Source organism: Bradyrhizobium brasilense (assembly GCF_029714345.1).
In the GTDB taxonomy this organism is placed as follows: Bacteria; Pseudomonadota; Alphaproteobacteria; order Rhizobiales; family Xanthobacteraceae; genus Bradyrhizobium; species Bradyrhizobium australafricanum.
This window is the reverse complement of sequence record NZ_CP121669.1, coordinates 5854667-5876717: the sequence shown is the minus strand read 5'-3', so window position 1 is coordinate 5876717 and position 22051 is coordinate 5854667. Positions and strand designations below refer to the sequence as shown.

At 65.8% G+C, this 22051-nt stretch carries 15 protein-coding genes; 9 read left to right on the top strand and 6 right to left on the bottom strand.

Annotated elements, in window-relative coordinates; genetic code table 11:
• Positions 1–26 precede the first annotated feature (26 nt).
• The gene (locus QA635_RS27640) at positions 27–2732 is read right to left on the bottom strand and encodes an ATP-binding protein (RefSeq protein ID WP_283062579.1); all 2706 of its coding nucleotides are present in this window, start codon (positions 2730–2732) and stop codon (positions 27–29) included.
• A 388-nt stretch (positions 2733–3120) separates the two neighbouring features.
• On the opposite strand from QA635_RS27640, the gene QA635_RS27635 reads away from it, so the two are divergent.
• The 9 genes from QA635_RS27635 (at position 3121) to QA635_RS27595 (ending at position 15930) form a co-directional block, all read left to right on the top strand.
• Positions 3121–4110 carry an alpha/beta hydrolase gene (locus QA635_RS27635; RefSeq protein ID WP_283062578.1) on the top strand — a complete coding sequence of 330 codons (990 nt, stop codon included), beginning with the start codon at positions 3121–3123 and terminating at the stop codon, positions 4108–4110.
• A 563-nt stretch (positions 4111–4673) separates the two neighbouring features.
• Positions 4674–5795 (top strand): c-type cytochrome biogenesis protein CcmI, encoded by a 1122-nt coding sequence (gene ccmI / locus QA635_RS27630; protein ID WP_283062576.1) that lies wholly within the window; start codon positions 4674–4676, stop codon positions 5793–5795.
• A gap of 59 nt (positions 5796–5854) precedes the next feature.
• Positions 5855–6352 (top strand): cytochrome c maturation protein CcmE, encoded by a 498-nt coding sequence (gene ccmE / locus QA635_RS27625; protein ID WP_168858113.1) that lies wholly within the window; start codon positions 5855–5857, stop codon positions 6350–6352.
• Positions 6349–8331, top strand: coding sequence for a heme lyase CcmF/NrfE family subunit (locus QA635_RS27620; protein WP_050387040.1), 1983 nt, complete (start codon positions 6349–6351; stop codon positions 8329–8331). The genes ccmE and QA635_RS27620 overlap by 4 nt, the downstream gene beginning before the upstream one ends.
• Positions 8331–8837, top strand: coding sequence for a cytochrome c-type biogenesis protein (locus QA635_RS27615; RefSeq protein ID WP_283062573.1), 507 nt, complete (start codon positions 8331–8333; stop codon positions 8835–8837). The genes QA635_RS27620 and QA635_RS27615 overlap by 1 nt, the downstream gene beginning before the upstream one ends.
• Positions 8838–9008: 171 nt before the next feature.
• The gene (locus QA635_RS27610; protein ID WP_283062571.1) at positions 9009–10592 is read left to right on the top strand and encodes a Do family serine endopeptidase; all 1584 of its coding nucleotides are present in this window, start codon (positions 9009–9011) and stop codon (positions 10590–10592) included.
• A 265-nt stretch (positions 10593–10857) separates the two neighbouring features.
• Entirely contained in the window at positions 10858–11538 is a 681-nt protein-coding gene (locus QA635_RS27605) for a response regulator transcription factor (protein ID WP_016842329.1), read from the top strand.
• A complete protein-coding gene (locus QA635_RS27600) occupies positions 11522–12976 on the top strand; it encodes a sensor histidine kinase (protein WP_092079699.1) in 1455 nt (484 codons plus the stop codon). The genes QA635_RS27605 and QA635_RS27600 overlap by 17 nt, the downstream gene beginning before the upstream one ends.
• Positions 12973–15930, top strand: coding sequence for a bifunctional [glutamine synthetase] adenylyltransferase/[glutamine synthetase]-adenylyl-L-tyrosine phosphorylase (locus tag QA635_RS27595; protein WP_283062569.1), 2958 nt, complete (start codon positions 12973–12975; stop codon positions 15928–15930). The genes QA635_RS27600 and QA635_RS27595 overlap by 4 nt, the downstream gene beginning before the upstream one ends.
• Positions 15931–16072: 142 nt before the next feature.
• Here the strand turns inward: QA635_RS27595 and QA635_RS27590 are convergent, their stop codons facing one another.
• The 5 genes from QA635_RS27590 to QA635_RS27570 are packed head-to-tail and all read right to left on the bottom strand — an operon-like array spanning position 16073 to position 22051.
• A complete protein-coding gene (locus QA635_RS27590) occupies positions 16073–16294 on the bottom strand; it encodes a formate dehydrogenase subunit delta (protein ID WP_028331549.1) in 222 nt (73 codons plus the stop codon).
• The gene (gene fdhD / locus QA635_RS27585) at positions 16278–17114 is read right to left on the bottom strand and encodes a formate dehydrogenase accessory sulfurtransferase FdhD (protein ID WP_283062566.1); all 837 of its coding nucleotides are present in this window, start codon (positions 17112–17114) and stop codon (positions 16278–16280) included. Before fdhD ends, QA635_RS27590 begins: the two co-directional genes overlap by 17 nt.
• A gap of 2 nt (positions 17115–17116) precedes the next feature.
• On the bottom strand, positions 17117–19996 hold the full coding sequence (gene fdhF, locus QA635_RS27580; protein ID WP_283062564.1) for a formate dehydrogenase subunit alpha: 2880 nt from the start codon (positions 19994–19996) through the stop codon (positions 17117–17119).
• Positions 19997–20009: 13 nt separating this feature from the next.
• Positions 20010–21578: a formate dehydrogenase beta subunit gene (locus QA635_RS27575; RefSeq protein ID WP_283062562.1), complete on the bottom strand. Its 1569-nt coding sequence runs from the start codon at positions 21576–21578 to the stop codon at positions 20010–20012.
• On the bottom strand, positions 21575–22051 hold the full coding sequence (locus QA635_RS27570; protein ID WP_283062560.1) for a formate dehydrogenase subunit gamma: 477 nt from the start codon (positions 22049–22051) through the stop codon (positions 21575–21577). Before QA635_RS27570 ends, QA635_RS27575 begins: the two co-directional genes overlap by 4 nt.

Genomic DNA, 22051 nt, shown 5'->3' with positions numbered 1-22051 from the left:
CGGACAACACGACGGCCGAGATCGTCCTACTGCAAAGTCATCAGCAGGAGCTCCGCCGCGGCCAGATCTACCGTATCCTGACCTTTGAACCCTGCGACCATTGGCTCCAGGAGAGCTCGGGCATCCTGGCGTCGTCCCTGAGCGCTCATGAGCTTTGCCAGGTCGGCCGTGGTCCGCAGTTCGCTCGCCCGCGCGCCTTGTTGACGACTGAGTTCGAGCGAACGGTCGAAGAGCCTTTCCGCTTCCTCGACGTCAGGCTGCGGCATTGAGAGAAGAAGAACGCCTTTCACCCGCAACAACTCGGTCATATAGATGAGGTCGCCGTTCATCTCGACCAATTGGATGCCGTCATTGATCACGCTCATGGCTTCGTCAAATCGGCCGGTCGCGGCGAGCCCTTCCGTGAGCGAAAGATTGAATGGCGAAGCCATCATCCCGTACCGTGCAGCGCGAAGCTCCTGCACGCAATTCTGCAAGGTATCGACTCCGATTTGAGAATCGCCGCGGCTGATCGCCAGCAGCGCTTTGATACCACGCCCGACCAACACCTGTAGCGCCAGGGAATGGGCCCGGCCATTGGAGATATACCAATCCGTGACCTTCTCGGCAGTCTCCAGATCGCCCGTCCAGAGGAACAGCAAGACGGCGTGAATGAGAGTCAAGCTCAACGTGATCGAGTGCTTGATGTGACGGGCATCATCAAGGATGAGGTCCGCTTGTTTGGTGGCCTGACGCGGATAGCCCTGCAGGCATAGTGTGCTCGCCAAACCCATGGCGGCCGGGGCGGCGACGTCAAAGCCGAAGTAGACCTTGCTGGCGCGCTGTGCGCGTGACCGGTTTTCTATCGCTGCCTCAAATTCCGCTTGGGCGCCCTTGAGATCGCCAGTCAGATAAAGTGAGTTCCCCAGCACGAAATGCGCCAACGCGAAGGCGGCCGGGTCGCCGAGGGCTTCGGCTACTGCCAGACTGCGCTTTGCGCATTGCAGTGTCAGCTCACGATTGCCGCCTCGAAAGTGGAAGAGGTTCAGCGCGCTGAGCAACCACATTTGATAAGTTAGTTCGCCGCGAACTTCGGCGATGGAAAGGCTTCTATCCAGAGCCGCGCGCGCCTCGTTGCCGCCGCCGCGCGTGAACATCAGCGAATAGCCCAGGGCGGCCTGCAAACGCATTTCATCAGACGTTCCGCGCCTGGTGTCGTCGAGGACCAGCAGCGCCTGCTCCGACCAGCGATAGCATTCGGGCAGCATGGACGTTGCCAGCAGGACGGGCCCGGCGGCGACGGCAAGTCCGATTCCGATGTCGATTTCTTGCGAGTCGCGAGAGAATGCCCACTCCAGCGCCGTTCGCATATTGTCGATGTCTCGAACGTAACGGGGCAGATCATTGAAGTCTACGGATGGGCCCTCGGCGGCCAGCGCAAACAGATCGCGATAGAACTCCGCGTGCCGACGAGCAACCAGTTCGCCCTCACCACTCTCGGCCAGCTTGTCGAGCGCATAGGCCCGAATTGTCTCGAGCAGTCGCCAGCGGCCGAACGATGCCGATGCATCCAGCGATACGAGCGACTTGGCCGCCAGGCTTGCGATCCCCTCGGCAACCATGGTGGCCGTCACGCCGAGATCGCCCATGACCGCGGACGCCGCTTCGAGCGTGAACCCGCCGGCGCAAATTGCCAGCCGACGCAACAGGGACCGTTCGGCCTCCGGCAGCAATTCGTAGCTCCAATCCAGCGCCGCACGCAGGGTCTGGTGCCTCGGCAGAGCCGTTCGGCGGCCTGCTGTCAGTAGACTGAAGCGATCATCTAGAAGGTCAGTCGTCTGCTGAAGTCCCAGCGTCGCGACTCGCGCCGCCGCAAACTCAATGGCGAGCGGAATGCCGTCGAGGTGCCGGCAGACCGCGGCAATGAGTGGCAGGTTTCCAGGGCCTGCCGACGAGCCGGCATCGAGGGCGATCAGTCTGGCATTGAACAGCTGAACGGCGCTGTACCCGCGAATGACATCCTCGTCGTCCTGGCGCGAAGGTGGCACGTCGAGCGGTGGAACGCGATAGGCGTACTCGCCCTCGATTCTCAGGATTTCCCGGCTCGTCGCAAGCACGGACACATTCGGGCATAGACGGACGATCGTTTCCGCAAGCTTGGCTGCGGCATCGACGAGGTGCTCGCAATTGTCGAGCACGAGCAGCAGCTTCTCTCTGTCGAGAGCCCGGGCTACGGATTCGGCGGAAATCACGCTGCCCGCGAGCCTCAGTCCCAGCGCGACGGAAACCGCGGCCGGCACGAGTGCCGGGTCCGACAGCGAGGCCAGCTCGACGATCCAGCAATCGCCCCCAAGCGTCGGAAAGATGCTGCGCGCAACCTCGAGAGCCAGTACGCTTTTTCCGATCCCGCCTGGCCCGGTCAGCGTGACGATACGATAAGCCGACAGGACATCCAGCAGATGCTGGCGCGGTTCGCTCCGGCCGATCAGAGCCGATGCTGCAATCGGCACATTGGATCGAAATGGCGGTTTCGGGTCGCGTTCGGCGTTATCGAACCGATGTCCCGGCTCGGGCGCCTCCAGCACGTTCCAGCGTCCCAGCAGGCGATAGCCACGGCCGGCGACCGTCTTCAGCAGGCCGCGGTCGGCGCCAAACGCCTTTCGGATGGCCGAAATATGAAATTGGAGGGTGTTTTCCTCCACGACCGCGCCGGGCCATACGCGCTCCATCAGGTGGTACTTGCTGACGAGCATGCCGCCCGATCGAGCCAGAATTTCGAGGATTTCGAATGCACGGCTCCCAATCGGCACGGAGGCGCCTCGGGACCGCAACTCGCGCCGGGCCAGATCGACTTCCCATCCATTCGACGCGTGAACGGCCTTTGGGCTTTGCTCTGTCAAGTCGGCGACCCCGGTAGATCGAGTAATCCTCAGAATTTCTCAGCACACGCTCAGGGAATTCACGCGCGAAACGAGCTTAAACGTTGCGCGTGGCGGTGAGCATCGGACGGTCGAACAAGTCGTCAACACAGCGCGGAGCTCGCTCGAAGTGCTCTGGATACGCGCTCGACCGTCGGAACGGCAGAGGTAACACATGCGACGCACACTTCTTTCTTCAGCAATCCTTCTTGGAGTGACGGTTATGACGCAAACGACACAAGCCGCAACACCAGATCCCGCAACCGATCCTCGCATCGCCCCACAGGTTCGTACGTTTCTGAAAGAAATCAACAAGGACTCAAGTCCTTTCTGGGAGCTTCCTCAACCGAAGCCGCAGGACATCCTGACCGGCCTGCAGAATGAGACCCCGGTCGACATGTCGGGGGTGAGGACGACCGAGCAGACCATCACCCAGGATGGTCAAACCGTGAAAATCTACATCATGAAGCCCGAGCAGATCTCCGGTAAACCCGGTGTGCTGCTGTTTATTCATGGTGGCGTCTGGATTGTCGGAAATTTCCAGAACCACCAGCGCCTTTTGCGGGACTTGGTCGTCGGCTCGGGCCAGATCGGCGTGTTCGTTGAATACACCTCCCTGCCAGAGGCGCGGTTTCCCACCCAGCTCAATCAATCCTATGCTGTGTTGAAGTGGGTGGCGAGCCATGCCGAAGAGTTTGGCGCGGATGGCAGCCGGATCGCGGTGGCCGGCAATTCGGTCGGCGGCAACATGACCGCAGCGCTGACGCTGATGGCCAAAGACCGCGGCGGCCCCAAGATCAGCTATCAGGTGCTGATGATTCCGGCGACGGACGCCAGCGTAGATACCGCATCCTATCATGAATACGGCACAGGTAGGTTCTTGGCTCGCGCCTTCATGAAGTATGGCTGGGATTTGTACGCACCTGACCCCGTGTTGCGCGATAACTCCTATGTCTCGCCGCTGCGCGCCAGCCTACAAGAGCTGCGCGGGCTACCCCCAGCCCTGGTTATCACTTCGGAGAACGATCCGCTGCGCGACGAAGGTGAAGCTTACGCCCGTAAGCTCAAAGAAGCCGGGGTTTCGGTGATCGCTACCCGCTACAATGGGATGATCCACGACTTCGTGCTGCTGAACGGCATCCTGACCGACCCCGAGCCCCAGGCAGCGATCCGTCAGATGTCGGCTGAGATCAAGGCTGGTCTGGCGCCTTGATGTAATCTGTCGACGGGGGTGGCGATGGAGTCGCCGCCCTCTTTCATTGCGGAAGCGTGTTGTTTTGAGAAGGCTAAAGGTTCGGCTCTGGCCCATCTGCGGCCTCGGAGAATGTCCGCTCTTGAGCCGCTGTTGGGGGTTAGCCGGACACCGGTCGGCCAGCCGCATCATGAGTACACGCCCGAGGAATTGCAGTGACAGCACGGTCACTGTCATTTGTGAGCATGTTCGACAGCGAACCGGTGAGCCCGAAAAGCGGGACGATCAGCATTTGCGCAATTTCGGAATAATGGAAGTGTGGCGCTGATTTGCCCGACGTGTCAAGTCGTCATTTTGGGGACGGCGACCGCCGGCTCCTTTGCATGGGGTTGTTTTCGATATTTTGGTCGCGCGCGCCTTCGCCCGGAAACGTTCTTGCAATACCGCCGGAACGGCACCGGAAACCGCCTGATTTCGACCTTCCGCCGATCCAGTAATTGTCAATTGCCGGGCTCGCCGCCGGTAGTGTAAAGCGATTCTAAGGCGGCTTGCCGGAAGTCGCCGTTCCATCCGGGAACCGCTTGATGACGCTGTGGTTTGTGTTCGCGCTGATGACGGTCGCGGCGATCTTTGCCGTGCTGTGGCCGCTCAGCCGCCGCGGGGGCGCGGATGCCGGCGGCAGCGAGGTCGTGGTCTACCGCGACCAGCTCGCCGAAATCGACCGCGACATGGCCGCCGGCATCATCGGTGCCGCGGAGGCCGATGCCGCGCGGATCGAGATCAGCCGCCGGCTGCTGGCCGCCGCCGATCAGAGCGGACGTGAGACCCCGGTGCAAGGCAGCCTCAATCTGCGGCGCACTGCCGCGATCGTCGGCCTGGTCGGATTGCCGGTGATTGCCTCGAGCTTCTATCTCGCGCTCGGCTCGCCGCGCCTCGGTGACTTCCCGCTCGCCGAGCGCGGCCGGGTGGCCGACGCCAACCAGCCGCTCGCCAATCTGGTCGCCCAGGTCGAGGCGCATCTCGAAAAGAACCCGACCGACGGCCGCGGCTGGACGGTGCTGGCACCGGTGCTGTCGCGCCTCGGCCGCTACGATGACGCCGTCCGCGCCTATCGCAACGCCATCACCTATGCCGGCGACAGCGCCGATCGCCGCGCCGATCTCGGCGAGGCGCTGATGGGGACTGCCGGCGGCGTCGTCACCGCGGACGCCAAGGCGGAATTCGAGCGCGCGGTCGCGCTGAACGGCGACGATGCCAAGGCGAACTATTTCCTCGGTCTCGCCGCCGAGCAGGACGGCCGCAAGGCCGACGCCGCGGCGCTCTGGCAGAAGATGCTGGCGAAGGCGCCGGCGGACGCACCGTGGCGGCCGCTGGTGCAGGCCGCGCTCGTGCGGGTCGGCGGCAGCGCACCCGGTGGCGTGAGCGCACCGGCGCTGCCGGACAGTGCGGTGGCTGCGGCCAGGGACATGAGCGAGGCCGATCGCGGCACCATGATCAAAGGCATGGTCGATCGGCTGGCGACGCGGCTGAAGACCAATGGCGACGATGTCGAGGGCTGGCTGCGGCTGGTCCGCGCCTATCTCGTGATGGGCGAGCGCGACAAGGCGATGAGCGCGCTCGCGGATGCCCGTCAGGCTGTCGCCAACGATGCGGACCGGTTGCGTCAGCTCAATGAGGGGCTGAAGAATCTCGGGCTGGATGGATAGAGCATGACGCCGAAAAGTGCGCGGCGGTTTTCGGAGGATGTCATGCGCAAGGATGGACGATGACCAGGAAGCAACGGCGTTTGACACTGATCGGCTGCGCGCTCGTCGTGCTCGCGATCGCCGCGGGCCTGGTGCTGAACGCGCTGCGCGATTCCATCGTGTTCTTCTCGACGCCGTCGATGGTCGCCGAAAAGCATCTTGGTCCGGGCAAGCGTTTCCGCCTCGGCGGCCTGGTGGAGCAGGGCTCGCTGAAGCGCGGCGACAATCTCGCCGTGACCTTCACCGTTGGCGACGGCGGCGCGACGCTGCCGGTCGCCTACAAGGGCATCCTGCCGGATCTGTTCCGCGAGGGGCAGGGCGTCGTCGCCGAAGGCGCGCTCGATGCTGACGGCGTGTTCCGCGCCGACACCGTGCTCGCCAAGCATGACGAGACCTACATGCCGAAGGACGTCGCCGACGCCTTGAAGAAGCAGGGCCACTGGAAGGACGATTACGGTGCCAAATCAAGCAATACGCCGAGCGCCTCCGCGGCGCCGACACAGGGAGCCGTGCGGTGATTGCCGAAAGTGGACATTACGCCCTGGTGCTCGCGCTTGGGCTGGCGCTGATCCAGTCCATCGTGCCGATCGTCGGCGCGCGCTGGCGCGATGCGGCGCTGATGAACGTCGCGCGTTCGACCGCGCTCGCCCAATTGCTGTTCGTCGCGGCGTCGTTCGCGGCGCTGGTGACGCTGCACGTCACCTCCGACTTCTCGGTCGCCAATGTCTACGAGAATTCGCATTCGCTGAAGCCGCTGCTCTACAAGATCACCGGCGTCTGGGGAAACCATGAAGGATCGATGCTGCTGTGGGTGTCGATCCTGGCGCTGTTCGGCGGCCTCGTTGCGGCCTTCGGCAACAATCTGCCGCTGTCGCTGCGTGCGCATGTGCTGGCGGTGCAGGCCTGGGTCGCCAGCGCGTTCTATCTGTTCATCCTGATCACCTCGAACCCGTTCCTGCGCATCGCCAATCCGCCGCTGGAAGGACGCGACCTCAATCCGGTGCTGCAGGATATCGGCCTCGCGGTGCATCCGCCGATGCTCTATCTCGGCTATGTCGGCTTCTCGATCTCGTTCTCATTCGCGGTGGCGGCGCTGCTGGAAGGACGGATCGACGCCGCCTGGGCGCGCTGGGTGCGGCCGTGGACGCTGATGGCGTGGATCTTCCTGACGCTCGGCATCGCGATGGGCTCCTACTGGGCCTATTACGAGCTCGGCTGGGGCGGCTGGTGGTTCTGGGATCCGGTCGAGAACGCCTCGCTGATGCCGTGGCTTGCCGGCACCGCGCTGCTGCATTCGGCGCTGGTGATGGAGAAGCGCAATGCTCTGAAGGTCTGGACCGTGCTGCTGTCGATCCTGACCTTCTCGCTGTCGCTGCTCGGCACCTTCCTGGTGCGCTCCGGCGTGCTCACATCGGTCCACGCCTTCGCGACCGATCCTACCCGCGGCGTGTTCATCCTGCTGATCCTGTTCGTCTTCATCGGCGGCAGCCTGTCGCTATACGCCTGGCGCGCGCCGGCGCTGAAGCAGGGCGGGCTGTTCGCACCGATCTCGCGCGAAGGCGCGCTGGTGCTCAACAATCTGCTGCTCACCACCGCCTGCGCGACCGTGTTCATCGGCACGCTGTATCCGCTGGCGCTCGAGGTGCTCACCGGTGAAAAGATCTCGGTCGGCGCGCCGTTCTTCAATTTCACCTTCGCGCCGCTGTTCGTGCCGCTGCTGCTCGCGGTGCCGTTCGGGCCGCTGCTGGCCTGGAAGCGCGGCGATCTGCTCGGCGCAGCGCAGCGGCTGATGGTGGCCGGCATCGTCGCGCTGGTCGCGATGGCGCTGGTGCTTGCATGGACCTATGGCGGCGCGACCTTGGCGCCGCTCGCGATCGGGCTGGCGGTGTTCGTGATCATGGGCGCGCTGTGCGATCTCGCCGAGCGCATCGCGCTGTTCCGGATTCCGCTGTCGCTCTCGCTGCGCCGCGCGCGCGGCTTGCCGCGTGCGACCTGGGGAACTGCGTTTGCGCATGCCGGCCTCGGCGTCGCGCTGATCGGGATCGTCTGCGAGACCACCTGGAACAGCGAATATATCGGCGCGATGAAGCCCGACGACGTCGCCCGCGTCGCCGGCTACCAGTTGCGGCTCGACGGCCTGAACCCGCGGCAGGGTCCGAACTTCCGCGAGATGGTCGCGCAATTCACCGTGACGCGTGACGGCGAGAAGGTCAGCGTGATGACACCGTCGAAGCGCAACTTCACGACGCGCGGCGCCTCGACGACCGAGGCCGCGCTGATGACGCGCGGCGCCAGCCAGCTCTACATCTCGCTCGGCGATACCTCGGCCGACGGCGCGATCGCGGTGCGGATCTATCACAAGCCGCTGGTGCTGATGATCTGGTGGGGCCCGGTGCTGATGGCGTTCGGCGGCATGCTGTCGCTGTCCGACCGCCGCTTGCGGGTCGGCGCGCCGAAACCGGCGAAAGCGGCGCGCGCATTGCAGGCGGCCGAGTGATGCGGTCGCGCGCGCTTGCAGCCGCCGTGCTTGCGGCGGCCCTGATGCTCGGCGCGATGCCCGCCCGGGCGGTGCTGCCCGACGAGGTCATGGCGGATCCGGCCAAGGAGGCGAGGGCGCGCGAGCTCTCCAAAGAGCTGCGCTGCATGGTCTGCCAGAACCAGTCGATCGACGATTCGGAGGCGCCGCTGGCGCGCGATCTCCGTCTCTTGGTGCGTGAACGCATCTCGGCCGGCGACAGCGACGCCGAGGTGATCGATTTCCTGGTGGCCCGCTACGGCGAATTCGTGCTGCTCAAGCCGCGCCTCAACGAGCACACGCTGCTGCTGTGGCTGACCCCGCCGCTGGCGCTACTGCTGGGCGGTTTTGCGCTCTGGCGGCTCGGCCGGCGCAAGGCAAATCCGGCCGCCGGCGGGGGCGATTCCGCCCCTGGGCTGACATCCGACGAGCGGGCGCGCCTGGAACGGCTGCTGGCGGCGGAATCCGCGCCGGACAAGCCGCTTTAGTTCCCTTTTAAGTCCTTTATTTACCTGCGCTATTCTGCCGCAGCGGCGGCCGCCTCGATTACAAAAGTTTAATTCCGCAGCCAGCGCGCCGTAAGGCTGATGACCCCATGTTCAGGCCCATCAGGTGCTCGCCCCCGGCACCAATGATTCTGGCCCTGGAGATTTCAAGACATGACCGACCGTCCCGACCTCTCGACCCTTCCGTCCTACAAGGCGCCGAAGCGCTCGCTGTTCTCTGCCCGCAAACTCGCGCTGATGGCGTCGGTCGTGGCCGGCCTCGGTGCTGCCACCTACGGCTTCAGCCCCTCGCATAATCCCGCCGACCTGTTCACGACGCCCGCGCATGCGCAGGTCAATAACGAGGTCAAGAAGGTTCAGCAGCCGGTCGGATTTGCCGACATCGTCGAGCGCGTGAAGCCGTCGGTGATCTCGGTCAAGGTCAACATTCGCGAGAAGGTCGCGAAGGACGACAGCGGCAATGACGATTCGCCGTTCCAGCCGGGTTCGCCGATGGAGCGCTTCTTCCGCCGCTTCGGCGGTCCGGATGGCTTGCCCCCGGGCCTGCGCGGTGGACCGCGTGGCGGTGGTGTGGTGACGGGCCAGGGCTCCGGCTTCTTCATCTCGGCTGACGGCTTTGCCGTGACCAACAATCACGTCGTCGACGGCGCCGACAAGGTCGAAGTCACTACCGACGACGGCAAGACCTATTCCGCCAAGGTGATCGGCACCGATCCGCGCACCGACCTCGCGCTGATCAAGGTCGAGGGCGGCTCCAACTTCCAGTTTGCCAAGCTTTCCGAAACCAAGCCGCGCATCGGCGACTGGGTGCTGGCGGTCGGCAATCCGTTCGGCCTCGGCGGCACCGTGACCGCGGGCATCGTCTCGGCCTCCGGCCGCGACATCGGCAACGGCCCGTATGACGATTTCATCCAGATCGATGCGCCCGTGAACAAGGGCAATTCGGGTGGCCCGGCGTTCGACGTGTCCGGTGAGGTGATGGGCGTCAACACGGCGATCTACTCGCCGTCCGGCGGCAGCGTCGGCATCGCGTTCTCGATCCCGGCCCAGACCGTCAAGAGCGTCGTCGCCCAGCTGAAGGACAAGGGCGCGGTCAGCCGTGGCTGGATCGGCGTCCAGATCCAGCCGGTGACCTCCGACATCGCCGACAGCCTCGGCATGAAGAAGGCCGAAGGCGCGCTGGTTGCCGAACCGCAGGCCAACGGCCCCGCGGCCAAGGCCGGCATCGAATCCGGTGACGTCATCACCGCCGTCAATGGCGAGCCGGTGAAGGATGCGCGCGAACTCGCCCGCACCATCGGTGGCCTCGCGCCCGGCAACGCCGTGAAGCTGAACGTGCTGCACAAGGGTCAGGACAAGACCGTCAACCTCACGCTCGGCCAGTTGCCGAACAACCTGGAAGCCAAGGCTGACACCGACAAGAGCGACAAGGGCAATTCGTCCCGCGGCACCGACGTGCCGAAGCTCGGCCTCACCGTGGCGCCCGCCAACAGCGTGGCCGGCGCCGGCAAGGATGGCGTGGTCGTGACCGAAGTCGATCCCAAGAGTGCTGCCGCTGAGCGGGGCTTCAAGGAAGGCGACGTGATCCTCGAGGTCGCCGGCAAGTCCGTCGGCACCGCCGGTGAAGTGCGTGATGCGATCACCGCGGCGCGCAATGACAGCAAGAACAGCGTTCTCATGCGCGTGAAGAGCGGCGGTTCGTCGCGCTTTGTGGCAGTGCCGCTGGCGAAGGGATAACTATCTATGAGTTGGAAGGCGTCGCCGGCATCAGTCGCCCCCGCCGACGGCGCTTTCCGGGGGGCGGGCCCCTTGCTCGCTCCCTACGTTGCCTTTCGATGGAATATGCCCCCCTCTGTCGGAAGGTCTCAGGGCGGTGAGGTCCCCCAGCTTCACCGCCCACTTTTTTCAAGCAATCGAGAATATGCGCGGTCGTCTTGCATGTGCAGGCCGGCCGCGTCATGCTGACAGAGGGCCAATTCCCGTGACCGCAATCGCTCCGCAAATGCGCATCCTGATCATCGAAGACGACCGTGAGTCAGCCGACTATCTGGTCAAGGCATTCCGCGAAGTCGGCTATATCGCCGATCTCGCCTCCGATGGCGAGGAAGGGCTGTCGATGGCCGAGACCGGCGACTACGACGTGCTGGTTGTGGATCGCATGCTGCCGAAGCGTGACGGCCTGTCGCTGATCGGCAGCCTGCGCGACAAGGGCAACCGGACGCCGGTGCTGATCCTCTCGGCGCTCGGCCAGGTCGATGACCGCATCAAGGGCCTGCGTGCCGGCGGCGACGACTACCTGCCGAAACCCTATTCCTTCGCCGAGCTGCTCGCGCGCGTCGAGGTGCTGTCGCGGCGCAATGTCGGCCCGGCCGAGGAGACGACCTACCGGGTCGGCGACCTCGAGCTCGATCGGCTGTCCCATCGCGTCGCCCGCGGCAAGGACGAGCTGACCTTGCAGCCGCGCGAGTTCCGCCTGCTCGAATATCTCATGAAGCATGCCGGGCAGGTGGTGACGCGCACCATGCTGCTCGAGAATGTCTGGGATTATCATTTCGATCCGCAGACCAACGTGATCGACGTCCACATCTCGCGGCTGCGCTCCAAGATCGACAAGGGTTTTGAGCGGCCGCTGCTGCATACCATCCGCGGTGCGGGGTATATGATCCGTGACGGCATTCGGTAAACTGATCCGGACCACGGCGTTTCGGCTGACGCTGGTCTACCTGTTCCTGTTCGCGCTGTTCGCCGCCTCGCTGCTGGCTTACTTCGCATGGAACACGCGGCGGCTGATCACCGAGCAGATCACGACGACGGTCAACGTCGAGATCAGCGAGATCACCGACATCTACAACCGCCGCGGCCTGCGCGGCCTGCTGGGCACCATGGGCAATCGTGCGCTGCGGCCGGGTGCCAACCTCTATCTGGTGACGGCGCCGAACGGGCAGATGCTCGCCGGCAATGTCGGCGCGCTGGCGCCGGGCGTGATGAGCGTGCAGGGCTGGACCGAGACCGCCTATCGCCGGCTCGACGACCAGGACAAGACCGATCACCGCGCGCTGGTGCGGGTCACCGAGATGGAGAACGGCTTCCGCCTGCTGGTCGGGCGTGACCTCGAGGAGCGGCGGCGGCTGTTCGGCATCGTCGCCAAGGCCGCGCAATGGTCAATCCTCGTCGTCGTCGTGCTCGGCATCGGCGGCGGCATCTTCGTCGCCCGCCGCGTGCTGCACCGGATCGACGCCATGACCGGCACCACCAAGCGCATCATGGCGGGCGATCTGTCCGGCCGGCTGCCGGTCGGCCGCAGCGGCGACGAGCTCGATCGCCTGGCGGAAAATCTCAATGCCATGCTCGAGCGCATCGAGGCGCTGATGACGGGGCTGAAGGAGGTCTCCGACAACATCGCCCATGACCTCAAGACGCCGCTGACGCGGCTGCGCAACCGCGCCGAGGAGGCGCTGGCGCGGTCGGGCTGCGAGGCCGACTATCGCGCGGCGCTGGAGCGGACCATCGAGGAATCCGACGGGCTGATCCGCACCTTCAACGCCCTGTTGATGATTGCGCGTGCCGAGTCCGGCCAGGCGCGCGGCAACATGGACGATTTCGACGGTGCCGATGTCGCCAACGGCATCCACGAACTGTACGAGCCGCTGGCCGAGGACGACGGTATGACGCTGCAGGTGAAGACCGTGCCGGCGCCGATTCACGGCAACCGCGAATTGATCAGCCAGGCCGTCGCCAACCTGGTCGAGAATGCCATCAAATACGGCAAGCCCGACGTCAGCGTGCAGCCGCTCAATGCGGATGCGCGGGAGATCCTGATCGAGGCGCGGCGCGAGGGCGACCAGGTCCTGCTCAGCGTCACCGACCACGGTCCGGGCATTCCCGAGGCCGACCGCAAGCACGCGGTCGAGCGCTTCGTCCGGCTCGAGGCGAGCCGGACCTTACCCGGTTCCGGTCTCGGCCTCAGCCTGGCCTCGGCGGTCGCCACGCTTCATGGCGGCGAGCTCAGGCTCGGCGACGCCCATCCGGGGCTGGTCGCCACCCTGGTGCTGCCCGCGCGGGCGGGCGGCAGTGACAGGCTTGCGGCTCAAACGCAGGATGTGCCACAGAAGGCGGCATGAATGCCGCCGCGCCGGGAAACGCGGATCGACATCGTCTGGCCGCGCGGTTCGCGGACAGACCGCGTGTCGCCGCGCCCACATCCGCCGATCAGCGCCTGACCGACTGGTTCGCCGAGCTCGAGCCGGAGCAATTGGCCGCGCTCAATGCGCTGCTTGAACATCCGTTCGCGCGCGACATCCTGCGCGGCATCGCCGAGTTCTCGCCCTATTTGTTCGAGCTCGCGCGTGCCGACGCCGCGCGGCTGATCCGGATCCTGTCATGCGACCCGGAGTCGCATCTGGCCAACCTGATCGAGACGACGTCGCGCGAGGTGCTCGCCGCCGGCAGCGAGGCCGACGTGATGGTTCTGCTTCGCCGCATGAAGGCGGAGGCCGCGCTGATGATCGCGCTGTGCGACATCGGCGGCGTCTGGCCGGTGATGCGGGTGACGGCGGCGCTGACCGACATCGCGGTGAATTCGGTGCAATCGGCGCTGCGATATTTGTTCCGGCAGGAAGTTGCCCGCGGCCGGATGACGGCCGCCGATCCCGATCACCCCGAAGCAGGCTCGGGCCTGATCGTGCTCGCGATGGGCAAGATGGGGGCCGGCGAGCTGAACTATTCCAGCGACATCGACCTGATCGTGTTCTTCGATCGCGCGGCCACCTCGCTCGCCGAGGACATCGAGCCGCAGCCGTTCTTCGTGCGCGTCACCCAGGCGATGGCGCGGATGCTGCAGCAGCGCTCGGGCGACGGCTATGTGTTCCGGGTCGATCTCAGGCTGCGTCCGGACCCGGCCTCGACCCAGGTCGCGATCTCGACCGACGCGGCGTTGCATTATTACGAACGCGAGGGACGCACCTGGGAGCGTGCTGCGATGATCAAGGCGCGGCCCTGTGCCGGCGATCCGAAGGCCGGCGAGGCGCTGATCGCCGAGCTCGCGCCGTTCGTCTGGCGCAAGCATCTGGATTTTGCCGCGCTTGCCGATGTCCACGACATGAAGCGGCAGATGCAGACCTATCGCGGCCAGAGCGAGATCTCGGTCGAGGGCCATAACGTCAAGGTCGGCCGCGGCGGCATCCGCGAGATCGAGTTCTTCGCCCAGACCCAGCAGCTGATCGCCGGCGGCCGCCATCCGGAGTTGCGGGTGCGGCCGACGCTGGAGGCGCTCAACGTGCTCGCCAACAGCAACTGGATCACCTTTGAAGCGCGCGACGAACTGACGACGGCCTATGAATTCCTGCGCCGGGTCGAGCACCGGCTGCAGATGATCGCCGACGAGCAGACCCATTCGCTGCCCGAAGCGCCCGAGGATGTCGAGCGCTTTGCGCATTTCTTCGGCTACGAGAATCGCGAGGCCTTCGCCAAGGATTTGCTCGGCCAGCTCAAGATCGTGCAGAACCATTACGGCAAGCTGTTCGAAGGCGACGATCCGACCGGCACCGCGAAGCTGCCGGACGTCGACTACGGTGCCGGGCCCGAGGACGCCCGCCTGATCGAGCATCTCGCCAATCTCGGCTTCAAGAAGCCGATTGCGGTTGCCGGCACCGTGCAGCAATGGATCGAGGGCGACTATCGCGCGCTGCGAGTGGAGGCGACGCGCGCCGCGTTCCTGGAATTCATTCCCGGCCTGATCGACGGCCTCGCGCATGCCGAGGAGCCGGACGATGCGGTGGCGGCGTTCGACCGTTTCCTCGGCGCGCTGCAGCGGGGCGGCCGGCTGATCTCGCTGCTCAGCCAGAACCGCGATTTCGTCGCGCTGGTGGCGCTGATCCTCGGCGCCGCGCCGCGGCTCGGTGACATGCTGGCGCGGCAGCCGCAGATCATGGACGGCCTGGTCGATCCGCGCTTCTTCGGCGCGATGCCGGACAAGAAGGAACTGTCGGAGCGGCTCGCCGCCACGCTGCAGGATGCGTCGTCCTATGAGGATTTTCTCGATCGTCTGAGATTGTTCGGCCAGGAGAGCCTGTTCCTGATCGGCACGCGGATCCTGTCCGGCACGGTATCGGCGCAGCACGCCAGCACCGCCTTTGCCGATGTGGCCGAGGGCATCGTCCACACCGTGCACGGCCTCGTCACCGACCAGTTCGCCGCGCAATATGGCCGGATCAAGGGGCAGGAGACCGCGATCATCGCGATGGGTCGGCTCGGCAGCCGCGAGATGACGGCGTCCTCCGACCTCGATTTGATCCTGCTGTACGATTTCGACAGCGAGGCGCCGGATTCCGACGGCGAGCGCTCGCTGCACGGCGCGCAGTATTTTGCCCGCTTCACCCAGCGCCTGATCAGCGCCTTCACGACCCGGACCAATTACGGCGTGCTCTACGAGGTCGACATGCGGCTGCGCCCGTCGGGGCGCGCCGGCCCGGTCGCCTCGCGGATCGATTCATTCTCCGACTACCAGGAGCGCGAGGCCTGGACCTGGGAGCACATGGCGCTGACACGCGCCCGCGTGATCTCGTCGTCGCCTGAGTTCCGCGAGAAGATCGAGGCGATCATCCGCAGCGTGCTGACCCGGCCGCGCGATGCGGCGTCGACCGCGGCCGACGTCGCCGATATGCGGCGCGCGATCGCGCTGGAGAAGGGCGAGGACGATGTCTGGGACCTCAAGCTCGCCGCCGGCGGGCTCGTCGACATCGATTTCATCGCGCAATATCTCCAGCTCGCGCATGCCGCGGTGAAGCCGGAAATTCTCAGCGTCTCCACGCTGCAGGTGCTCGACAATGCCGCCAAGCTCGGCCTGCTCGGCCAGTCCGAGGCCGAGATCCTGCGCTCGGCGGCGCGGCTCTATCATGACCTGACGCAGATCCTGCGGCTCTGCGTCACCGGCAAGTTCAATCCGGAGACCGCGGGCGAAGACCTGCTGCGCGTGATGGCGCGGGCCGGGGACACGCCGGATTTCTCCGCACTGGAAGCCCGCCTGCGCGAGACCCAGAGCGAGGTGCGCCGCGTCTTCAACGCGATCGTGGGGTAGGGGAAGCTACGATCTCAATCCCGTCATCCTGAGGAGCGCGTAGCGCGTCTCGAAGGATGCACGGCCACAGTCGGGCCGTCGACCCTTCGAGACGCGCTACGCGCTCCTCAGGGTGACGGTGATAGAGCAGGGCGCGGGCTGCCTACGCCTGCTGCTTCAGCTTCTGCAAGGCATCGCGGACGTCGGGATCGAGGCCGGTGCCGCCGGCGTCGAGATGGGCGAAGATCTGCTTGCGCATCCGCGGATCCCAGAACTTCCAGATGTGCTCGGAAATGCCCTGGACGGCGCGGTCGCGCCCCTGGCTCTGGAAGAATTTTCCGATCTGGTTCGCCATATAAACCAGTTTGTCAGGCGACGACGACATAAGCGGGCTCCTTGCCGGCCACCGCGCCTGTGACGCGTTCCGGATGCGTAAAGATTTCAAATCCATCGGCGCGAGCGATCGCGGCGAGCGTGATGCCGGCGGCATCCGCCATCCGCACCGCAAGCGCGGTCGGCGCCGACACTGCGGCGATCAGCGGCGCGCCGATCGCGGCGGTCTTCTGCACCATTTCGACCGAAACGCGGCTGGTGAGCAGCACCATGCCTTCGTTGGCGGCCACCTTGTCTCGAGCCAGCGCGCCGGCGAGCTTGTCGAGCGCATTGTGGCGGCCGACATCCTCGCGCAGCGCCACGATGCCGCGCGCGCCCGTCCAGAACGCCGCGGCGTGCACGGCGCGGGTCTGGTGGTTGATCTCCTGCAAAGGCGCCACCGCCGCCACCGCCGCCATGATCTCGCGCGGCGAGAAGGCGCGGCCCGCGCGCACCACCGCGGCCGGCCGGACCGCCTCGCTAATGGAATCGAGCCCGCACAGGCCGCAGCCGGTCGGGCCGGCGATGTTGCGCCGTCGCTCCGCGATCCGCTCGGCCCTGTCAGGCCTGAGCCACATTCGAAGCTCGATGCCGTCATCGAGCTCGACGATGTCGAGGGTCTCGATCTCGTCGGCCGCTTGCACGATGCCTTCGCTCAGGCTGAAGCCCACGGCGAAGTCGCCGAGGTCCTCGGGCGAGCCCATCATCACGGCGTAGGTGCCGCCATTATAGGTCAGCGCGAGCGGCGTCTCCTCCGGGATCAGGCGCGCGCCGTCGCTGAAGACGCCGTTGCGCCAGACCTTCCGGTTCGCCTGATAGACGGGCTCGCGCATCGCTATTCCGCGGCTTCCACCACCGGCGCGGCGATGCGGCGGGAGTGGCGAGCCTGCTCGTCATAGGCCTTCTGCCAGTCGGACGGACCGTTCGACGGCGAGATCTGCACTGCGGTGACCTTGTACTCGGGACAGTTGGTGGCCCAGTCCGAGAAATCGGTCGTGATGACGTTGGCCTGGGTGTCAGGGTGGTGGAACGTGGTGTAGACAACGCCCGGCGCCACGCGGTCGGTGATCTCGGCGCGCAGCGTGGTCTCGCCGGCGCGGCTCGCCAGCCGCACCCAGTCGCCGTCGCGCACGCCGCGCTGCTCGGCGTCATGCGGATGGATCTCCAGCCGGTCCTCGGCGTGCCACACCACGTTCTCGGTGCGGCGGGTCTGCGCGCCGACATTGTACTGGCTGAGGATGCGGCCGGTGGTGAGCAGCAGCGGGTAGCGCGGGCCGGTGCGTTCGTCGGTGGCGATATATTCGGTGAGGATGAACTTGCCCTTGCCGCGCACGAAGCCGCCGATATGCATCACCGGGGTGCCTTCCGGCGCCTTTTCGTTGCAGGGCCACTGCACCGAGCCGAGCTCGTCGAGCCTGGCATAGGAGACGCCCGCGAAGGTCGGCGTCAGCGCTGCGATCTCGTCCATGATCTCGGATGGATGGGTGTAGTTCATCTCGAAGCCCATCGCCTTGCCGAGCATGATCGTCACTTCCCAGTCGGCGTAGCCGTTGAGCGGCGTCATCACCTTGCGGACGCGCTGGATGCGGCGTTCGGCATTGGTGAAGGTGCCGTCCTTCTCGAGGAAGGTCGACCCGGGCAGGAAGACATGGGCGTAGTTCGCGGTCTCGTTCAGGAAGAGATCGTGGACGATGACGCATTCCATCGCCGACAGCGCCGCCACCACATGCTTGGTGTTGGGGTCGGACTGCAGGATGTCCTCGCCCTGCACGTAGAGTCCCATGAAGCTGCCTTCGATCGCGGCGTCGAACATGTTCGGGATGCGCAGACCCGGCTCGTTGTTGAGCTTGACGTTCCACATCGCCTCGAACTGCTCGCGCACCGCATCGCCGGCGATGTGGCGGTAGCCCGGCAGCTCGTGCGGGAACGAGCCCATGTCGCAGGAGCCCTGCACGTTGTTCTGGCCGCGCAGCGGATTCACGCCGACGCCGGGCCGGCCGATGTTGCCGGTCGCCATCGCGAGGTTGGCGATCGCGATCACCGTGGTCGAGCCCTGGCTGTGCTCGGTGACGCCGAGCCCGTAATAGATCGCGCCGTTGCCGCCGGTGGCATAGATTCGTGCCGCCTCGCGCAACGCCTTGGGATCGACGCCGGTCATGATCGCGGTGGCTTCCGGGCTGTGCTTGGAATCGGCGACGAAAGCCGCCCAATCCTGGAACTCGCTCCAGTCGCAGCGCTCGCGCACGAAGGCCTCATCGACGAGCCCTTCGGTGACGATGACATGGGCGAGCGCGGTGAGCACGGCGACGTTGGTGCCGGGCATCAGGGGCAGATGCAGCGCCTTCACATGCGGCGATTCCACCATCTCGGTGCGGCGCGGATCGATCACGATCAGCCTGGCGCCCTGGCGCAGCCGCTTCTTCAGCCGCGAGGCGAACACCGGATGGGCGGAAGCCGGATTGGCGCCGATGATCAGCACGACGTCGGTGTCCTCCACCGAGTCGAAGTCCTGCGTGCCGGCCGAAGTCCCGAAGGTTTGCGACAGGCCGTAGCCGGTCGGCGAATGGCAGACGCGGGCGCAGGTGTCGACATTGTTGTTGCCGAAGCCGGCGCGGATCAGCTTCTGCACCAGATAGGTTTCTTCATTGGTGCAGCGTGACGAGGTGATGCCGCCGACCGCGTCGCGGCCGTATTTCTGCTGGATGCCCTTGAATTTCGCGGCGGCGAAATTCAAGGCTTCGTCCCACGACACTTCCTGCCAGGGGTCTTCGATCCGCTCGCGGATCATCGGCTTCAGGATGCGCTCCTTGTGGGTGGTGTAGCCCCAGGCGAAGCGGCCCTTGACGCAGGAATGGCCGCGATTGGCCTTGCCGTCCTTCCACGGCACCATCCGCACCACTTCCTCGCCGCGCATCTCGGCCTTGAAGGCGCAGCCGACGCCGCAATAGGCGCAGGTGGTGACGACCGAGTGCTCGGGCTGGCCGATCTCGATCACGGATTTCTCGGTCAGCGTCGCGGTCGGGCAGGCCTGCACGCAGGCGCCGCAGGACACGCATTCGGAGCCGAGGAAGCTTTCGTTCATGCCGGGCGAGACGCGGCTGCCGAAGCCGCGGCCGGAGATCGTCAGCGCGAAGGTGCCTTGTACTTCCTCGCAGGCGCGGACGCAGCGCGAGCAGACGATGCACTTCGAGGGATCGTAGGTGAAGTACGGATTCGACTCGTCCTTCGGCATCCAGTTGTCGTTTTCGCAGCCGTGCGATTTGGCGAAGACGTGGTTCTCACCTTCATAGCCGTAGCGCACGTCGCGCAGGCCGACGGCGCCCGCCATGTCCTGCAATTCGCAGTCGCCGTTCGCGGCGCAGGTCAGGCAGTCCAGCGGGTGGTCGGAGATGTAGAGCTCCATCACGCCCTTGCGCAGCTTCTTCAGCCGCTCGCTCTGGGTGTGCACGACGAGGCCGGGCATGACCGGCGTCGTGCAGGAGGCCGGCGTTCCGGCGCGGCCCTCGATCTCGACGAGGCAGAGCCGGCAGGAGCCGAAGGCGTCGACCATGTCGGTCGCGCAGAGCTTTGGAATCTGGGTGCCGGCTTCCATCGCCGCGCGCATGATCGAGGTGCCCTCAGGCACCGTGATCTGATTGCCGTCGATGGTCAGCGTGACCATCGTCTCGGATTTGGATTTGGGCGTGCCGAAATCGGTTTCCTGGATCAGCGACATCGTGATTTCCTTGCTATTCCGCGGCCTGCAGCCGGGCCGGTGCGGGACCTAGATCTCCGCCGAAATCTTCCCGGAAGTGTTTCAGTGCGCTCATCACGGGGTAGGGCGTGAAGCCGCCGAGCGCGCACAGCGAGCCGAATTTCATGGTGTTGCAGAGGTCTTCGACAACAGCGAGGTTTTCCGCCACGCGCTCGCCATTGATGATCTTGTTGATGGTCTCGACGCCGCGGGTCGAGCCGATACGGCACGGCGTGCACTTGCCGCAGGATTCGACGGCGCAGAATTCCATCGCAAAGCGGGCCTGCTTCGCCATGTCGACGCTGTCGTCGAACACCACGATCCCGCCATGGCCGATCAGGCCGTCGCGCGCAGCGAACGCTTCATAGTCGAACGGCGTGTCGAACAGCGCGCGCGGGAAGTAGGCTCCGAGCGGGCCGCCGACCTGGACCGCGCGCACCTCGCGTCCGGTGAAGGTGCCGCCGCCGATCTCATCGACGAGTTCGCCGAGGGTGACGCCGAAGGCAGTCTCGAACAGCCCGCCATATCTGATGTTGCCGGCGAGCTGGATCGGCATCGTTCCGCGCGAGCGGCCCATGCCGAAATCGGCGTAGGCCTTGGCGCCGTTGTCGAGGATGAAGGGAATCGCCGCGAACGACAGCACGTTGTTGATCACGCTCGGGCGGCCGAACAGCCCCTTATGCGCCGGCAGCGGCGGCTTGGCCCGCACGATGCCGCGGCGGCCCTCGAGGCTTTCCAGCAGCGAGGTCTCTTCGCCGCAGACATAGGCCCCGGCGCCGACCCGCACCTCGAGATCGAACTCATGGGCGGAGCCGCCGATGCGCTTGCCGAGCAAGCCGGCGCGGCGGGCGACCACGATCGCCGCGTTCATCGCTTCGACCGCGTGCGGATATTCCGAGCGGATGTAGATGTAGCCCTTGGTGGCGCCTACCGTGATACCTGCGATCGTCATGCCCTCGATCACGACGAAGGGGTCGCCTTCCATGATCATGCGGTCGGCGAAGGTGCCGCTGTCGCCTTCGTCGGCGTTGCAGACGATGTATTTGCGGTCGGCGCTGGCCTGCGCCACGGTCTTCCACTTGATGCCGGTGGGGAAGCCGGCGCCGCCGCGGCCGCGCAGACCGGACGTGGTGACGTCGGCGAGGATCTGGTCGGAGGTCAGCGTCAGCGCCCGCTCCAGGCCCTTGTAGCCGCCATGGGCGCGGTAGTCGTCGACCGAGCGCGGATCGATCACGCCGCAGCGGACGAAGGTTAGCCGGGTCTGGCGCTTCAGCCAGGGAATCTCATCCGTGACACCAAGCCGCAGCGCATGCTGACCGTTGCCGGCCATCGCGTCGAGCAAGGATGGAACGTCCGCCGGCGTCGTCGGGCCGAACGCGACGCGGCCCTGGGCGGTCGCCAGTTCGACCAGCGGCTCCAGCCAGTACAGCCCGCGCGAACCGGTCCTGACAATCTCGATCGGCATGCCGCGCGCTGCTGCGGCCTGCTCGAACGCGAGGGCGACGTCGTCGGCGCCGACGGCAACCGCGCCGGCGTCGCGGGGAATGAAGATCCGCATTGTCATCGCTGTGCCTCCGCGACCAGCGCGTCGATCCGCGCTTCGTCGAGCCGGCCGACCACGCGGCCATCCAGCATCGCCGAGGGCGCGGTGGCGCACAGCCCGAGGCAGTAGATCGGCTCCAGCGTCACGCGGTCATCCGCCGTGGTATTGCCGAGGGCAACGCCGAGCCTGGCTTCCGCGCGCGCCGCCAGCGCATCGCCGCCTGCGGCCTGGCAGGCCTCGGCGCGGCACAGCTTGAGCACGTGGCGGCCGGCAGGTTGCTTCCGGAAATCATGGTAGAAGGTGAAGACGCCGTGCACCTCGGCGCGCGACAGGTTGAGCGCCTCCGCCACCATCGGGATCGCAGGCTCCGGCACGTAGCCGAAGGCTTCCTGAAGCGCGTGCAGGATCACCAGCGTGGCGCCTTCAAGCCCGGCATGCTCGGCGATGATTTCAGCGCCGCGCGCCTTGTCCCAAGGTTCGTATCCCACCGTCAT

Bases quoted from the DNA above. Each gene is read 5' to 3' on its own strand.
- QA635_RS27640 (WP_283062579.1), bottom strand. From the start codon at position 2,732: ATGCTCGTCAGCAAGTACCACCTGATGGAGCGCGTATGGCCCGGCGCG.
- QA635_RS27635 (WP_283062578.1), top strand. From the start codon at position 3,121: ATGACGCAAACGACACAAGCCGCAACACCAGATCCCGCAACCGATCCT.
- ccmI (WP_283062576.1), top strand. From the start codon at position 4,674: ATGACGCTGTGGTTTGTGTTCGCGCTGATGACGGTCGCGGCGATCTTT.
- ccmE (WP_168858113.1), top strand. From the start codon at position 5,855: ATGACCAGGAAGCAACGGCGTTTGACACTGATCGGCTGCGCGCTCGTC.
- QA635_RS27615 (WP_283062573.1), top strand. From the start codon at position 8,331: ATGCGGTCGCGCGCGCTTGCAGCCGCCGTGCTTGCGGCGGCCCTGATG.
- QA635_RS27610 (WP_283062571.1), top strand. From the start codon at position 9,009: ATGACCGACCGTCCCGACCTCTCGACCCTTCCGTCCTACAAGGCGCCG.
- QA635_RS27605 (WP_016842329.1), top strand. From the start codon at position 10,858: ATGCGCATCCTGATCATCGAAGACGACCGTGAGTCAGCCGACTATCTG.
- QA635_RS27595 (WP_283062569.1), top strand. From the start codon at position 12,973: ATGAATGCCGCCGCGCCGGGAAACGCGGATCGACATCGTCTGGCCGCG.
- QA635_RS27590 (WP_028331549.1), bottom strand. From the start codon at position 16,294: ATGTCGTCGTCGCCTGACAAACTGGTTTATATGGCGAACCAGATCGGA.
- fdhD (WP_283062566.1), bottom strand. From the start codon at position 17,114: ATGCGCGAGCCCGTCTATCAGGCGAACCGGAAGGTCTGGCGCAACGGC.
- fdhF (WP_283062564.1), bottom strand. From the start codon at position 19,996: ATGTCGCTGATCCAGGAAACCGATTTCGGCACGCCCAAATCCAAATCC.
- QA635_RS27575 (WP_283062562.1), bottom strand. From the start codon at position 21,578: ATGACAATGCGGATCTTCATTCCCCGCGACGCCGGCGCGGTTGCCGTC.
- QA635_RS27570 (WP_283062560.1), bottom strand. From the start codon at position 22,051: ATGACGGTGGGATACGAACCTTGGGACAAGGCGCGCGGCGCTGAAATC.